Source organism: Pseudomonas hydrolytica, from assembly GCF_021495345.1.
Lineage (GTDB): Bacteria > Pseudomonadota > Gammaproteobacteria > Pseudomonadales > Pseudomonadaceae > Aquipseudomonas > Aquipseudomonas hydrolytica.
On record NZ_CP099397.1, the window covers coordinates 1,201,299 to 1,216,333 of the forward strand.

12 protein-coding genes are annotated in these 15,035 nt (G+C 67.2%); 2 read left to right on the forward strand and 10 right to left on the reverse strand.

Going from position 1 to position 15,035, the window contains the following annotated elements; genetic code table 11:
* Positions 1-135: 135 nt before the first annotated feature.
* Positions 136-2,496: a DNA polymerase II gene (locus L1F06_RS05490; RefSeq protein ID WP_129483889.1), complete on the forward strand. Its 2,361-nt coding sequence runs from the start codon at positions 136-138 to the stop codon at positions 2,494-2,496.
* An 80-nt stretch (positions 2,497-2,576) separates the two neighbouring features.
* Here the strand turns inward: L1F06_RS05490 and L1F06_RS05495 are convergent, their stop codons facing one another.
* On the reverse strand, positions 2,577-3,491 hold the full coding sequence (locus tag L1F06_RS05495) for a LysR family transcriptional regulator (protein ID WP_230090043.1): 915 nt from the start codon (positions 3,489-3,491) through the stop codon (positions 2,577-2,579).
* Positions 3,492-3,673: 182 nt separating this feature from the next.
* On the opposite strand from L1F06_RS05495, the gene ycaC reads away from it, so the two are divergent.
* Positions 3,674-4,288, forward strand: coding sequence for an isochorismate family cysteine hydrolase YcaC (gene ycaC / locus L1F06_RS05500; protein ID WP_003246407.1), 615 nt, complete (start codon positions 3,674-3,676; stop codon positions 4,286-4,288).
* Between the two features lie 34 nt (positions 4,289-4,322).
* Here ycaC and L1F06_RS05505 read toward each other — a convergent pair whose 3' ends face one another.
* From L1F06_RS05505 to L1F06_RS05545, 9 genes are all read right to left on the reverse strand, one after another.
* Positions 4,323-4,769, reverse strand: coding sequence for a hypothetical protein (locus L1F06_RS05505; RefSeq protein WP_129483890.1), 447 nt, complete (start codon positions 4,767-4,769; stop codon positions 4,323-4,325).
* 4 nt (positions 4,770-4,773) lie between these two features.
* Complete coding sequence (locus L1F06_RS05510) at positions 4,774-5,403, reverse strand: helix-turn-helix transcriptional regulator (protein WP_003246409.1); 630 nt, start codon at positions 5,401-5,403, stop codon at positions 4,774-4,776.
* Between the two features lie 112 nt (positions 5,404-5,515).
* Positions 5,516-6,661: an NAD(P)/FAD-dependent oxidoreductase gene (locus L1F06_RS05515; protein ID WP_129483891.1), complete on the reverse strand. Its 1,146-nt coding sequence runs from the start codon at positions 6,659-6,661 to the stop codon at positions 5,516-5,518.
* Between the two features lie 2 nt (positions 6,662-6,663).
* Positions 6,664-7,623, reverse strand: coding sequence for an ornithine cyclodeaminase family protein (locus L1F06_RS05520; RefSeq protein ID WP_096827241.1), 960 nt, complete (start codon positions 7,621-7,623; stop codon positions 6,664-6,666).
* 337 nt (positions 7,624-7,960) lie between these two features.
* Complete coding sequence (gene rhlB / locus L1F06_RS05525; RefSeq protein ID WP_012019549.1) at positions 7,961-9,409, reverse strand: ATP-dependent RNA helicase RhlB; 1,449 nt, start codon at positions 9,407-9,409, stop codon at positions 7,961-7,963.
* Between the two features lie 99 nt (positions 9,410-9,508).
* A complete protein-coding gene (locus L1F06_RS05530; RefSeq protein WP_129483892.1) occupies positions 9,509-10,672 on the reverse strand; it encodes a dipeptidase in 1,164 nt (387 codons plus the stop codon).
* Between the two features lie 98 nt (positions 10,673-10,770).
* Positions 10,771-11,709: a GGDEF domain-containing protein gene (locus L1F06_RS05535; RefSeq protein WP_003246418.1), complete on the reverse strand. Its 939-nt coding sequence runs from the start codon at positions 11,707-11,709 to the stop codon at positions 10,771-10,773.
* Positions 11,710-11,900: 191 nt separating this feature from the next.
* Positions 11,901-13,802, reverse strand: a complete 1,902-nt coding sequence (locus L1F06_RS05540) for an acyl-CoA synthetase (protein ID WP_129483893.1) — start codon at positions 13,800-13,802, stop codon at positions 11,901-11,903.
* 118 nt (positions 13,803-13,920) lie between these two features.
* Positions 13,921-14,580, reverse strand: a complete 660-nt coding sequence (locus tag L1F06_RS05545; protein ID WP_129483894.1) for an alpha/beta hydrolase — start codon at positions 14,578-14,580, stop codon at positions 13,921-13,923.
* Between the last annotated feature and the right edge of the window lie 455 nt (positions 14,581-15,035).

A 15,035-nucleotide genomic window follows, 5' to 3' on the forward strand; every position in this document is an offset into this window, starting at 1 on the left:
TGGGAATCCACGCGAATCATTCGCCGGTCATGAAACTCGTTCGGGCGCGTGCGTCACTGCGATGGCGAGCGATTGAGGCGCGCCGCTGGCGCCAGGCACGTAGAATCGCGGCTATCGAGTTTCGAGGTCGTTCGGGTGGCAGTGCAGCAGGGTTTCGTTCTGAGTCGCCATTGGCGCGACACGCCGCAGGGCACCGAGGTGGCCTTCTGGCTGGCGACCGATGCCGGCCCGATACAGGTGCGCCTGCCGGTTCAGCCGTCGGTGGCCTTTATTCCGGCCGAGCAGCGGGCCTGGGCCGAGCCGTTGCTGGCCGGCGAGCAGGGCGCCGAGCTGCGCGAGCTGGCGCTGCGCGACTTCAGTCAGCGCCCGGTGCTGGGGCTGTACTGCCAGCAGTATCGCCAGCTGCTGCAGCTGGAGAAGAAGCTGCGCCAGGCCGGCGTGGATGTCTATGAAGCCGATATCCGCCCGCCGGATCGCTATCTGATGGAGCGCTTCATCACCGCCGCCGTCAGCTTCGAGGGCGTCGAGCAGCAGGACGGCAGCCTGCTCTGCAAGTCGCTCAAGGCCGCTGCCGATTACCGCCCGGCGCTGCGTCTGGTGTCGCTGGATATCGAGACCAGCGCCCGCGGCGAGCTGTATTCCATCGCCCTGGAAGGCTGCGGCCAGCGCCAGGTGTACATGCTCGGGCCGGCCAACGGCGATGCCGGCGGCGTGGATTTCGACCTGGAGTACTGCGACAGCCGCAAGGCCCTGCTGGAACGGCTGAATGACTGGCTGGCGCGCTTCGATCCCGACGCCATCATCGGCTGGAACCTGGTGCAGTTCGACCTGCGCGTGCTGCGCGATCATGCCGAGCAACTCAAGGTGCCCCTGCGCCTGGGGCGGGGCGGCGACGTGATGGGCTGGCGCCAGCACAACAGCAGCCAGCACTACTTCGCCGAGGCGGCCGGGCGGCTGATCATCGACGGCATCGAGGCGCTGCGCTCGGCGACCTGGAGCTTCCCCTCGTTCAGCCTGGAGTCGGTGGCGCAGACCCTGCTCGGCGAGGGCAAGGCCATCGACACGCCCTATGCGCGGATGGACGAGATCCAGCGCATGTTCGACGAGGACAAGCCGGCGCTGGCGCGCTACAACCTCAAGGACTGCGAGCTGGTCACGCGCATCTTCGCCCACACCGACCTGCTCGCCTTCCTCCTCGAGCGCTCCAGCGTCACCGGCCTGGCCGCCGATCGCAGTGGCGGCTCGGTGGCGGCCTTCACCCACCTGTACCTGCCGCCGATGCACCGCCTGGGCTTCGTCGCGCCGAATCTCGGCGACATCCGTGGCGAGAACAGCCCCGGCGGTTTCGTCATGGATTCGCGCCCCGGCCTGTACGACTCGGTGCTGGTGCTGGATTACAAGAGCCTGTATCCGTCGATCATCCGCAGCTTCCTGATCGACCCGGTGGGGCTGGTGGAGGGGCTGCAGCAGCCGGACGACGAGCATTCGGTGGAAGGCTTTCGCGGCGCGCGCTTCTCGCGCAGCCGGCACTGTCTGCCGGCCATCGTCGAGCGGGTGTGGCAGGGGCGCGAGGCGGCCAAGCGCGACGGCAACGCCGCGCTGTCGCAGGCGCTGAAGATCATCATGAACGCCTTCTACGGCGTGCTCGGCTCCAGTGGCTGCCGCTTCTTCGACCCGCGCCTGGCCTCGTCCATCACCCTGCGCGGGCACCAGATCATGCGTCGCACCCGCGAGCTGATCGAGGCCGAGGGCCATGCGGTGATCTACGGCGACACCGACTCCACCTTCGTCTGGCTCGGCCGCGCCCACGACGAGGCCGAGGCGGCGCAGATCGGCCGCGCCCTGGTAGCCAGGGTCAATGCCTGGTGGCGCGAGCACCTCGCCAGCGAGTACGGCCTGACCAGCGCTTTGGAACTGCAGTTCGAGACCCATTACCGGCGCTTTCTCATGCCCACCATTCGCGGCACCGAGGAGGGCAGCAAGAAGCGCTACGCCGGCCTGGTGCGGGCGGCGGATGGCAGCGAACGCATGGTGTTCAAGGGGCTGGAGACGGTGCGCAGCGACTGGTCGCCGCTGGCTCAGCGCTTTCAGCAGGAGCTGTACCGCCTGGTGTTCGCCGGTCAGCCCTATGCGGACTACGTGCGCGACTACGTCAAACGCACCCTGGCCGGCGAGCTGGACGAGCTGCTGGTCTATCGCAAACGCCTGCGCCGGCGCCTCGACGATTACCAGCGCAACGTGCCACCGCACGTGCGCGCCGCACGCAGCGCCGACGAACATAACCAGCGCCTCGGCCGGCCGCTGCAGTACCAGCGCGGCGGCTGGATCAGCTACCTGATCACCACCACCGGGCCGCAACCGCTGGAACGCCTGCTGTCGCCCATCGACTACGAGCACTACCTGAGCCGCCAGCTCAAGCCGGTGGCCGACGCCATCCTGCCCTTCGTCGGCGGCGATTTCGAGCGGTTGGTGGACGGGCAGCTGGGCCTGTTCTAGAGGCCGTCTCGTTGCATGACGTGCGTGGGGTGCGCCGTGCGCACCAGCTTTCTACTTCGCCGCCACCCTAAAGCCACTCGCTACGGCCCCGCCCAGCTCTCCAGCGCCAGCGCCTGCTGCAGGAAGTCGCACAGCGCCTGGACCTTGGGCGAGGCACGCCGCGCACGCGGATACAGGGCGTGGATCTGATCGTCGGTGGGCCTGATCTCGGCCAGCACCTGCACCAGCCTGCCAGCCTGCAGGTCGCGCTGCACGATGAAGCGCGGCAGCACCGCCACGCCCAGGCCGGCCAGGGCCGCGTCGCGCATGGCCTCGCCGTTGTTGCTGGTGAAGCGCCCGCCGGCCGCCAGGGTCAGTGGGCGCTGCGGGTCAGCCGGATCGTCGAACGACCACAACTGCCCGGCGCTCAGGTTGCAGTAGCCGATGCAGGGGTGTTCGAGCAGCTGCTCCAGGCGCTCGGGCGCGCCATGCTCGCGGATGTAGTCCGGGCTGCAGCACACCACCCGCGGGCTGCTGCCGAGGCGCCGGGCGATCAGGGCGCTGTCGTGCAGGCGCGAGATGCGCAGGCACAGATCGTAGCCTTCGCGCTCGAAGTCGCTGACGCGGTCGTCCAGCTGCAGGGCCAGTTCCAGCTGCGGATGCTGGCGCATGAACTCAGCCAGCCGCGGCGCCAGCCACAAGGTGCCAAAGCTCATCGGCGCAAGAATGCGCAGGCTGCCGGCCAGGCTGCCATCCTCGAAGGCCACCGCCTCGGCGGCGCTCTGCAGTTCGGCCAGCGCGGCCTTGGCCTGGTGATAGAAGCGCTGGCCGCTGTCGGTCGGCGCCACCTTGCGCGTGGAGCGAAACAGCAGCCGGGCGCCCAGGTTGCGTTCCAGGTCGCTGAGACGCTTGCTGACGACCGACTTGGCCACCCCCAGCTGCTGGGCGGCGAGGCTGACGCTGCCGAGTTCGGCGACGCGCAGGAAGGTTTCGATTTCTTGAATATCCAGTTTCATGGAACGACCGTGCGGGGGATTCGGGATGCCGCTCAGCATAACGCCTGGTCGCCGCAGGTGATTGTTCGTTCAAAGCGAAAAGCCATTTCGCCGGGTGGCGGGAGGTGGAACGTTGCGCTGGCGGCTACGCTTGAAATCCCCCACTACGGGTTGATTCGCTCACTGCCAATGGAGGCTACGCCATGTCTTTTACCTACAAGCGTCTGAACAAGGACGATGCCGTCGTGCTGCTGGTCGACCACCAGGCCGGCCTGCTCTCGCTGGTGCGTGACTACTCGCCGGACGAGTTCAAGAACAACGTGCTGGCGCTGGCCGATATCGCCAAGTTCTTCAACCTGCCGACCATCCTCACCACCAGCTTCGAGAACGGCCCCAACGGTCCGATCGTGCCCGAGCTCAAGGCCATGTTCCCCGATGCTCCCTATATCGCCCGGCCGGGGCAGATCAACGCCTGGGACAACGCCGACTTCGTCAAGGCCATCGAAGCCACCGGGCGCAAGCAGCTGATCATCGCCGGGGTGGTCACCGACGTCTGCGTCGCCTTCCCGACCCTGTCGGCGCTGGAGGCCGGCTATGAGGTCTTCGTCGTCACCGATGCTTCGGGCACCTTCAATACCAGCGTGCGCGATGCCGCGCTGATGCGCATGGCCCATGCCGGCGCGCAGATGCTCAACTGGTTCAGCGTCGGCTGCGAACTGCACCGCGACTGGCGCAACGACATCGAGGGCTTCGGCGGCATCCTCGGCGGGCACCTGCCGGCCTACGCCAACCTGATCCAGAGCTACAGCCAGAAGTGACGCGGCGAGCCCCCGCCGGCGCTTGCCGGCGGGGCTATGGGGTATGCGGCCAAGGTGCTTGCAACAGCAACACCAGGAGCAGCCCCGGTATCAGCGACAGGACCCACAGTTGCCAGTGGGCGAGGTACAGCTCGCGGAAGATTTCCCCCGGCGCCCAGGTGTTGCCGAAGGATGGCGCGAACGCCACGGCGCAGCAGTAGGCTGCCAGTGCGGCTGCCGCGACAAAGGTCGCGATCAGTGCCGGGCCGCCGTGACGACGCAGCAGACCCAGTGCGGAGCAGGCGAAGAACAACAGCAGGCCGGGTAGCGAGGCGAACAGCACCTCGCTGGCTGGATGGCTGCCGGGTTCGAGTGTCAGAGGCCATTCCAGCCACAGCCGGTCATGGCGGAGTTCGCCGGTGAGCAGGCCGATGAACAGGCCGGCGCTGAGGGGGATGCCAAGGCCTTGCAGCAGCCGCACGGCCGGCTCACGCAGAACCATGGGGCTAGCCCTCGCCCTTGATTTCCTTGAGGTGCTTGTACACCGTCGCCCGGCCCATGTTCAGCACGTTGGCCACGTAGTTGGCGGCGCTCTTGCCCTTGAACGCGCCTTCGGCGTGCAGCGCCTCGACCAGTTCGCGCTTGTGCTCGCGGGTCAGCAGGTTGAGGCCGAGCTGGCGCTGGCGCAGCCAGGCGTGGAGGAAGGTGTTGATACGTTCCTGCCAGTCGTCGCGAAACAGCGCGTCGGGCTGGGGGATCAGCTTGTTCGCCGAGAGGAACAGGTCGAGTGCCTGACGGGCGCTCTCGAACAGCGAAATATTGAGGTTGATGCACAGCAGCGCGACCGGCTTGCCGCCGGCATCGCGCAGCACGCTGCTGACCGAGCGGATCTTCTGCCCGTCCCAGTTGAGCTTCTCGTAGGGGCCGATGTTGCGCGCGTCGCCGGCGTCGTCGAGCATGTCTTCGAGGGCGGCGTCATCGCCCACCGCGCGCTTGGAGATGTTGTTGGCGATATGGTCGATCTTCTGCGTGCGCAGGTCGTGCAGCACCACCTCGGCATGGGGGAAGAACAGGGTGGCGATGGCGTCGGCGATGGCGCGGTAGTTGTCGAGGTCGGCGGCGGGGCGGGGCGTCATGCGGTGGGCTCCTGGGTCGGCGCGACGAGTGTGCCGCAAAGCGCCGGGGGAGTCATCAGGACGCGCCGGCGCCGCCCCCGGCTGCGGATGCGATCTGCGACGGGCGTCGGGTTTATTCCCGGCCTGCATCCGGGCTGCCTAGGCGCGCAGGGCTGAGCATGGCTTCGCTGAGACCGAAGCGGGTCAGCGCCTCGGGCAGCGGCTGGCGGCGGATCAGCGCGGCGCTGGCCTGGCCCATGGCCGCGCTGGTCTGGATGCCGTAGCCGCCCTGGGCGGCGACCCAGAAGAAGCCCTCGGCCCGGCCGTCGTAGCCGGCCACCAGGTCGCCGTCGGCGACGAAGCTGCGCAGCCCGGCCCAGGTGTGCGCCGGGCGGCGGATGCTGAGGCTGGTGTGCTCCTCGATCTGGTAGATGCCCATGGCGATATCCAGTTCCTCCGGCTGCACGTCGTGCGGCGCCACCGGATCGGCGTTGGCCGGCGAGCCGAGCAGTTGGCCGGCATCGGGTTTGAAGTAGAAGGCCTCGTGCAGGTCCACCACGCAGGGCCAGGCATGGCAGTCGACGCCCTCCGGACCGTGGAAGGTGAAGGCGGCGCGGCGCTTGGGCACCAGGCCGATGGGGGCGACCCCGGCCAGCCGGGCCAGCTCGTCGCACCAGGCGCCGGCGGCGTTGACCAGCACCGGCGCGCGGTACTGTTCGGCGCCGCAGTCGACCAGCCAGGCGTCGCCGTCACGGGCGATGCGCAGCACTTCGCGATCGTTGTGAATCTCCCCGCCCTGCTGGCGAATGCCGCGCAGGTAGCCCTGGTGCAGGGCATCGGTGTCGATGTCGGCGGCGCTGGGGTCGAACAGGGCGCCCTGAACCTTGTCGCGGCACAGCACCGGTACCAGCGCGCAGGCCTGGTCGGCATCGAGCAGACGGGCCTCGGGCACCTGGGCGCGGGCCTCAAGGAACTGGCGCTGCAGCTCGGCGGTATCGCCGCTGAAGTCCACCACCAGTTCGCCGCGCGGGCTGAGCAGTGGGTGCTCGGCGAAGCCGGGCGGCGGTGCGTCGTAGAAGGCGCGGCTGGCGGCAGTCAGGGCGCGCACCTGCGGCGTGCCGTAGGCCACGGTGTACAGCGCCGCCGAGCGGCCGGTGCTGTGGTAGCCGGGCTGGCGCTCGCGCTCAAGGACGATGGTCTTGCCCTGGCCGGCGAGGAAGTAGCCGGTGGAGGCCCCGGCGATACCGGCGCCGACGATCAGGTAATCGGCATGCTGCATGCTCAGCCCTCCGCGGCCTGCTTGAGTTGATGGAGTGCGTGGGCCAGGGCGACGTCTTCCAGACCCAGGCCGATGGAGCGGAAGAATACCGGGCGACGGTAGTCGGGCAAGGGCGCCGAGTCGTCGAGCAGCTCGGCCAGGTCGCCGCGGATCAGCGCGCGGTCCCACAGGTGCTGCTCGCTGGCCAGGCGCATCTCGCCGGCGCTGGCCGGGGTGGTGGCGCGGTAGTCGCAATAGACGTCCATCTGCGCCAGGCTGGCCGGCGGCACCTCATGAGCGCGCGGCGCATTGGTGCTGATCGAGGTGATCAGCGCCGGCTTGTGCAGTTCGCCGGGGTCGAGCACCGGGCTGGCCGAGGACGTGCACAGCATCACCACATCGGCGTCGGCGCAGGCGTCGGCCTGGCTCGCGCACAACTGCATGCGCGGATCGAGCTGCTGCAGTTGCAGCAGCTCGACGCCGTGCTTGCCCACCAGGCTTGGCGAGTACAGGCGGATGCTCTGCCAGTCGCGCAGGCCCTGCACATAACGTACATGGGCACGCGCCACCGGGCCGCTGCCGATCACCGTCAGGCGTTTGGCCGTGGCCGGCGCCAGGGCGTCCACCGCCACGGCAGTGGTGGCCGCGGTACGGGCGGTGGTGAGCTCGCCGGCATCGCACAGCAGCAGTGGCTGGCCGTTGTCCATCGACATCAGCAGGGTCCAGGCGGTGACGATGGCGCCATGTTCACCCGGGATGTAAGGCGAGGTCTTGACCCCGTATACGCGCTGTTCGGCGAGCACGCCGAGGTAGTTGATGAAGTCGCCGCCGTCGGGAAATTCCACCAGCTGCTGGGCCGGCTGCACCGCCTGGCCGCGCGCCAGGCTGCGGAACATCCCGCGCATGGCTTGCACGACATCGATGCGGGCGAGGAGCTGGGCGGCTTCGGCCTGATGGATCAGATAGGGCGGGGTGCTGGGCATGGCGGTGAAATCCAGGATGAACTTATTTGTCTATTCTGGACTTATTTGTATTTGTCCGGCAAGGGACATGGCCGCCGGCTGTCCGTGGATGACGCATGGGTATAGATGGGAGGGACCGGATGGCTCGTGGTTGCCTGCGTCGCTGAGCGGTGCGGCGATCAGGCCAGGGCCTGCGCGCGCGGCGCACCCGGCGAAGGGGGGCACGAGGCCTGGCCGGAAAATGGCCGGGAGTGATTCCTCACCCCGCCCCGCGACAGCCCGAAGGGTGGCGGGCAGGGCTTGGGGCAATAAAAAAGGCGAAGCCTCGCGGCTTCGCCTTTGTTTTACCTGCGATGGCTCAGTGCTTGCGCGGTACCGGCTTGAGCAGCTCATCCGGCGGCATTTCGCACTGGATCTTGCGGCCGATGAGCGCTTCGATCGGCGGCAGGGCGAAGGCGTCGTCTTCGCCGGCGAAGCTGATCGAGGTGCCGCTGCTGCCGGCACGGCCGGTACGGCCGATGCGGTGCACGTAGTCGTCCGGGTCTTCCGGCAGGGTGAAGTTGATCACGTGGCTGATGCCGTCGACGTGAATGCCGCGGCCGGCCACGTCGGTGGCCACCAGCACGCGGATATGCCCGGCGCGGAAGCCTTCGAGCACCTTGATGCGCTTGTGCTGCGGCACGTCGCCGGACATCTGCGCGGCGCTGACGCCGTCGCGGGTCAGGCGCTCCTCGATGCGGCGCACTTCGTCCTTGCGGTTGGCAAAGACCATCACCCGGTCCCAGGCGTTCTGCGTCACCAGGTTGTACAGCAGTTTGTACTTGTCGCTGGAGGCCACGGCGTAGACGTGCTGCTCGACGGTGTCGCTGGCGACGTTCTCCGGCTCGATCTCGACGATGGCCGGGTTGACCGTCCATTGCTTGGCCAGGTTCATCACGTCTTCGGTGAAGGTGGCGGAGAACAGCAGGGTCTGGCGGTCGCCCTTCATCGGCGTCTGGCGGATGATCTGGCGCACCTGCGGGATGAAGCCCATGTCGAGCATGCGGTCGGCTTCGTCCAGCACCATCACCTCGACCATGTCCAGGTGCACCTCGCCGCGCTGGTTGAAGTCCAGCAGGCGGCCCGGGGTGGCGACCAGGATGTCGCAGAAACGCGATTCGAGCTGCTTGAGCTGCTTGTCGAAGTCCATGCCGCCGACGAAGCTCATCACGTTGAGCTTGGTGTACTTGGTCAGCGCGACGGCGTCCTTGGCGATCTGCACCACCAGCTCGCGGGTCGGCGCGATGATCAGCGCGCGCGGCTCGCCCATGTAGCGTTCCTTCGGCGGCGGCGTCTGCAGCAGCTGGGTGATGATCGAGATGAGGAAGGCGGCGGTCTTGCCGGTGCCGGTCTGGGCGCGGCCGATGGCGTCCTGGCCCTTGAGGGTGTAACCCAGTACGCCGGCCTGGATCGGCGTGCAGTAGGGGAAGCCGAGGTCGTGGATGGCGTGCATCAGCTCGGGGGCGAGCTTGAAGTCGTGGAAGCGCGTCTTGCCTTCGGCCGGCTCGACCACGAAGTCTTCCAGCTTCCAGTTGTCCACCGGCTTGGCCGGGCGCTCGCGGCGCGGTTTGTCGGCCTTGGGCGGGCGAGGCTGCTGTGGCGCGGGGCTGTCGCTCGCAGTCTCGCTGGCTGGGCGGGCGGGCTTGTTCTTGCGGGGACGCTTGTCGTCTGCGCCACGGCTCTGGGCGGGCGCTGTTGCGGGTGACGGCGCTGGTTGTGGCTGCTCGTCTTCGGCTTTGCCGAACATTTTCTTGAGTGCTTTGAGCACGGGCTTCTCATCGATTGGTTAAGGAGTGAACGCCCGCCAGTGTAATGCAAGACGCGGGCGTGGCGAAGTGCTTCGCTCGCGCCTGTCAAGGGGCGGGACTCAATTCTCCGGCAGACTGGCCAGCAGCAGGCGCTGGACGTTACCGCCCATGATCGCGGCGATCTCCTCGGCGGAGAAGCCGGCGCCCTGCAGGCCTTCGGTGAGCTGCGCCAGGCCGGTGACATCGAACGGCGTGTGTACGGTGCCGTTGAAATCCGACCCCAAGGCGACGTGCTCGACACCGACCTTGTCCGCCGTGTAACGGATGGCGCGGACTATGGCCGCGACCGAGGTGTCGCACACCGCGGTGCTCCAGTAGCCGATGCCGATCACTCCACCCGTGGCGGCGATGGCCTGCAGGTGCTTGTCGCTGAGGTTGCGCGTGCCGGGGCAGGTGCCCTCGACCCCGGTGTGCGAGACCAGCACCGGGCGCGTGGCCATGGCCAAAACGTCGTCGATCAGCGGGCGCGAGGCGTGGGCCAGGTCGACCAGCATGGATTTTTCTTCCAGACGCGCGATGACCTGTCGCCCCAGCGGGGTCAGGCCGTCTTTCTTCAGGCCGTGGGCCGAGCCGCCGACCTCGTTGTCGAAGAAGTGGGTCAGCCCGGCGATACGAAAACCGGCGTCATACAGCGCATCGACGTTTTCCAGCCTGTTCTCGATGGGTTGCAGGCCCTCGGTGGCGAGCAGGCCGGCCACGCGACGCGGGTCCTTCTCCCAGGCCTCGATGAAGCGGGCAAGATCGTCGCGGCTGCGGATCAGCACCAGGCGCCCGTCACTGCCGGCCGCGGCGTCCTGAAGTTTCTGCGCCTGGTACAGCGCGCGCTGCAGCAGGCTGTTCCAGGTTTCCCGCGGCCAGCGCTGGGCCATGGCCAGCAGGGTGATGTTGTCGCTGTCCGCCTCATTGCTCTCCATGTTCAGGGCGCGCGGGGTCTTGGTCACGGTGGAGAACACCTGCAGGCCGAGACGGCCTTCGAGCATGCGCGGCAGGTCGGAATGACCGTAATCGTAGCGTTTGAGCAGATCGCGCTCCCAGAGCAGGGCGTCGTCGTGCAGATCGGCGACGAACAGGCCCTGGTGCAGCTTCTGCGCGCTGGCGCTGGCCGGATAGGGCGGCGGGCTGGCGACGCTGTTCATCTGTGCGTCGATGACCTGAGGCAGGCCCAGCACGGCCAGGGCGGAGAGGGGTACCAGCAGAAGCAGGGCGATCAGCAGTTTGCGCATCGAGGGCCATCCAGGCGTGTTGTTATGCCGGCCACTCTAGCAGGGAAGCGCTGCACTCTTGGAGTAGGGTGAGCCCTGCGCAGCATGCTGAGCAGGGCTTAACCGCAGAGGCAGTTGCGCCCCTGTTGCTTGGCCTGGTACAGCGCGGCATCGGCGCGGGCGATCAGGCCCTGCAGGCTGTCCTTCTGCTGCATCTGCGCCAGGCCGATGGAGATGGTCACGCCGGGCAGGATGCCGACCGGGGAATAGAAGGAGGCGATCTGCTCCAGGCTGACACGCAGGCGCTCGCCGATGCCGCGTGCGGACTCGGCGGAGATTTCCGGCAGGAGGATGACGAACTCCTCGCCGCCGAAGCGGATCAGGCTGTCCTTGGGTCGCAGCTGGCTGCGCAGGGTATGGGCGACCAGGCACAGGGCGTAGTCGCCGGCCAGATGGCCATGCTGGTCGTTGTAGGCCTTGAAGTGATCGACATCCAGCATCAGCAACGACAAGGGCTCGTCATTGAAGGCGCAGCGGGTGCTTTCGCGTTCGAACACATGCTCCAGCCAGCGCCGGTTGAAGCAGCCGGTCAAGGTGTCGACGTTGGCGTTCTGCTCGCTGTCGAGAATCAGCCGATTGCCCTTGCGCACCCGCTCGCAGAGCAGCTCCAGCAGGTTCTGCATCATCTGCGGCGACTCTTGGAACAGCGCCACCAGCGACTCGCGGTGCAGGCGCAAGACGGTGGAGCGGCGCTCGGCCACCACGTAGGCAGAAGGGTGTTCGTTGTCGATGAAGCTGATTTCGCCGGCGCAGTCGCCGACCTCCAGGGTGCTGACCGCCTGGTTGTCCAGCGAGCCGAGGTAGACGCGCAGCTGACCTTCGATCAGCAGGTAGAGATGCTGGTTGCGGTTGAAAGGAGAGAGCAGGACTTCGCCAGCCTCCAGCTCGCAGGCGCGGAACTCCTGCAGCAGGTGGTCCAGGCTGCTGGCGGCCACCTTGTGAAACAGCCGCAGTTGTCGGATTTGATGCAGGTCTGCCTGCCAGTGCGCCGGTTTCATCGCGGTTCTGTCGCGCCTGGCTTGGCATCGAGGCCAGATGGCATCACAAACGCTCCTTGTCGTGGTCACGTACGCCCTTCGACATTATTCCCGCCCCCGAGGCGAGGCAATGCTTGCCCGTGGCCACGCCGACCAATGGTTACTTGACGATTCCGAGTTGTTAACTGGCGCGCGTCCCTGCGCGAAAGCCGTCACGCTTGCGGGTTGATGCGATGCGCCACGGCGTAGCCTGCGAGGCGTTGGCCGACCGCTGCAATCAGCGTCTGGTCCTGGCTCGGCAGGTACACCTGAGCCAGTTGGCCGAGCTGGTCATCGCTGCTCACCTCGACGCGAATATCGGGGTGCAGCTCACGCAGGGCGCTCTGGTAGACGCGGGCAATGGCATCGAAGCGCAGCGCCGGTTTGAAGGTCTTGCCCACCGCCGTGACCGGAATGGCGTCGATGATCCAGGCGTCCTTGGGCACTGCGGCGCGCTCGGGAATGTGCGCCGCGGCGTGCTCGAGCAACTCGGCCTCGCTGGCCTGTGCGCCGGGTTTGAGCTGCACGTACACCACCGGCAGTTCGCCGGCCTTCTCGTCGGGTTTGCCGACCGCGGCCGCCAGGGCCACGGCCGGGTGCTTGTGCAGCGCCTCCTCGATCATCTGCGGATCGATGTTGTGGCCGCCGCGGATGATCAGATCCTTGCTGCGCCCGGTCAGCCAGATATAGCCGTCTTCGTCCTTGCGGCCGAGGTCGCCGGTATTGAACCAGTCGCCGTCGACCCAGATGTCGGCGTTCTTGCTGGCCTGCAGGTAGCCCTTGAACACCGTGGCGCCGCGGATGCACAGATTGCCGATCTCGTTCGGCGCGGCATCTCGCAGGTAGCGCCCCTGTTCGTCGAGCACCTTGATGCTCACGTCGCAGTAGGGCATGCGCAGGCCGATGGAGCCGGGGCGGCGCTCACCGGCCGGCGGGTTGGCGCAGCTGCCGCAGGTGCCTTCGGTCAGGCCGTAGCCTTCGATCAGGGTCAGCCCGGTCTTGGCCTCGAACTGGCGGATCAGCTCCACCGGCATCGGCGCGGCGCCGCACAGTGCGTACTTCAGCGAGGACAGGTCATACCCCTCGCTGGGAACCTGCAGCAGGCCGGCATAGATGGTGGGAACCCCGCTGAAGAAGCTGACCCTGTAGCGTTCGATCACCTTCCAGAAGTTGCCGATCAGGCTGGTGTTGCGATAGCCCTGCGGGGTGGCCAGCAGCACCTCGGCGCCGCCGATGAAGGCGGTCAGGCCGGTGACCACCACGCCGTTGACGTGAAACAGCGGCAGGCCGCAGAGGGTGACATCGCCCGGGGCGAAGCGGGTCACCAGATTCATGCTGTAGGCCATGGCCACTTCGTTGGCGTGGCTGTGCGGCGCCAGTTTCGGCGTGCCGGTGGTGCCGCCGGTATGGAAGTAGCTGGCGATGTCCTCGGGCAGAATGTTGCGGCCGCTTTCCAGGTGGTCGGCGGGGCAGGTCGCGATGGTCTCGTCGAAATCCAGCACGCCGTCGGGCAGGGGGGCGCGCTGGGCCTTGAGCGCGCTGCGCTGCGGTTCCGGCAGCAGGTTGGCCAGGTCCACGCAGAGAATCGCCTTGAGCTCCGGCAGATGGTCGCGCATGGCGCTGACCTTGTCCCACAGGTCGGTGCCGGGGAAGGGCGCCAGGGTCACCAGCAGCTCGGAATCGGCGGCGTGGATCAGTTCAGCGATATGCGCGGGTTCGAGCAGCGGGTTGATCGCGTTGACGATGCCGGCCGCCTCGCCGCCCCAGATAGTGAAGTGGGTCTGCGGCAGGTTGGGCAGGAGGAAGGACACCGCCTTGCCCGGCCGCAGGCCGAGGCGGTGGAAGGCGTTGGCGGTCTGGGTGATCTTGCCCAGCAACTCGGCATAGCTCAGGCGCAGCGGCGTTTCATCGCCCGTGCCCTGCAGGATGAACGACAGCGCCGGGGCGTCCGGCTGGGCGGCGGCACTGCGACGGATCAGCTCGTAGGTGCTGGCGGGCAGCTCGCGCGCTGCGAGCGGGGTTTTCTCGATCTGCTCGATATCCTGCAGGGTGCGAATCAGGGGCGCTGTCGTCATGCGTGTAGCTCTCCGTTAGGGCAAAGGCTGTTCAACGTGCAAGCGGGTAGGGTGCGCCGTGCGCACCAGATCGACGCCATCGCCGGTTTTGGTGCGCATGGCGCACCCTACGGCGCTATCAGCCGTCCAGCCGTTGACTCAACCAGTCCCCGATGTCGCGAATCTCTTCCGGAATGACCTCGTGGGCCATGGGATAGTCGCGCCACTGTACCGGTACAGATCGAGCGTGCAGGCGGTCGAAGGCGGCGCGCCCCATGTCGGGGGTCACCACGTCATCGAATCTGCCATGCAAGCAAAGCACCGGCAGTTGTCTTTTTGTATCCGCCACCTGCATGTCGTCGCCGAAGGTCGGCGCATAGGTGGACAGCGCCAGCACCCCGCCCAGGGGCTCGAGGTAACGCACGAAGGCGGTGTGCAGCACCACGGCGCCGCCCTGGGAGAACCCGGCGAGAACGATGCGGCCTGGCTCGATGCCGCTTGCGCGTTCGGCCTCGATCAGGGCGATCACCTGCTGCGTCGACTCTTCCAGCTGGTCATGATCTATGGCACGCGCCGGGCTCATGGCCAGGATGTCGTACCAGCTCGGCATGCTCCAGCCGCCGTTGATGGTCACCGGGCGGGTCGGCGCCTGCGGCAGCACGAAGCGCGTGGTGGGCAGGCGCTCCTGCAGCATCTCGGCAACCGGCAGGAAATCGTAGCGGTCGGCGCCCAGCCCGTGGAGCCAGATCACGGCGGCGTCGGCGACCTGTGGGGGCTGCAGAATCATGGGTGCGGTCATTGGTAGCTCCAGTGTGGTGCGGGCGCCTCAAATTGGGGCGGCGCCCTGTGCAAGGCTTGTCTAATCTGTGAATAAGTTGTCGCACGGGTGCAACTTTTGCTCTTGACCCTTGCTTATCCTGCATTCTGCAGGAGGCTGGTACGGGCCTTGCTAAAGCACATCCGGACTGACGACGCGGTGTGGTAACGGTAACACTTTGCCATTGCCCATCGCTCAACAGGCAGGAATCTGCTGTGTGGGGTTCCTAACCAGAACCGTCGGGTGCTGTATCGCCCGGACGGGTGACGATCCGTCTCTGGCCCGTTCAACCAATGGGCAGGGTGGGAACAGTTGGCCAGCAGAGGGCATCGCCGACTAGACTCCCGCCTGACGTCCGAACTTCTCGTCGATGCGTTGCTGCCAGCGTATCGCGTGCCTCAAAAGGGTGGGGAAGGCGGACGGAGACTCCAACACAA

Excerpts from the sequence above, each read along its gene's own strand:
- L1F06_RS05540 (WP_129483893.1), bottom strand. The coding sequence starts at position 13,802 with ATGACGACAGCGCCCCTGATTCGCACCCTGCAGGATATCGAGCAGATC.
- L1F06_RS05530 (WP_129483892.1), bottom strand. The coding sequence starts at position 10,672 with ATGCGCAAACTGCTGATCGCCCTGCTTCTGCTGGTACCCCTCTCCGCC.
- ycaC (WP_003246407.1), top strand. The coding sequence starts at position 3,674 with ATGTCTTTTACCTACAAGCGTCTGAACAAGGACGATGCCGTCGTGCTG.
- L1F06_RS05510 (WP_003246409.1), bottom strand. The coding sequence starts at position 5,403 with ATGACGCCCCGCCCCGCCGCCGACCTCGACAACTACCGCGCCATCGCC.
- L1F06_RS05520 (WP_096827241.1), bottom strand. The coding sequence starts at position 7,623 with ATGCCCAGCACCCCGCCCTATCTGATCCATCAGGCCGAAGCCGCCCAG.
- L1F06_RS05535 (WP_003246418.1), bottom strand. The coding sequence starts at position 11,709 with ATGAAACCGGCGCACTGGCAGGCAGACCTGCATCAAATCCGACAACTG.
- L1F06_RS05505 (WP_129483890.1), bottom strand. The coding sequence starts at position 4,769 with ATGGTTCTGCGTGAGCCGGCCGTGCGGCTGCTGCAAGGCCTTGGCATC.
- L1F06_RS05495 (WP_230090043.1), bottom strand. The coding sequence starts at position 3,491 with ATGAAACTGGATATTCAAGAAATCGAAACCTTCCTGCGCGTCGCCGAA.
- L1F06_RS05545 (WP_129483894.1), bottom strand. The coding sequence starts at position 14,580 with ATGACCGCACCCATGATTCTGCAGCCCCCACAGGTCGCCGACGCCGCC.
- L1F06_RS05515 (WP_129483891.1), bottom strand. The coding sequence starts at position 6,661 with ATGCAGCATGCCGATTACCTGATCGTCGGCGCCGGTATCGCCGGGGCC.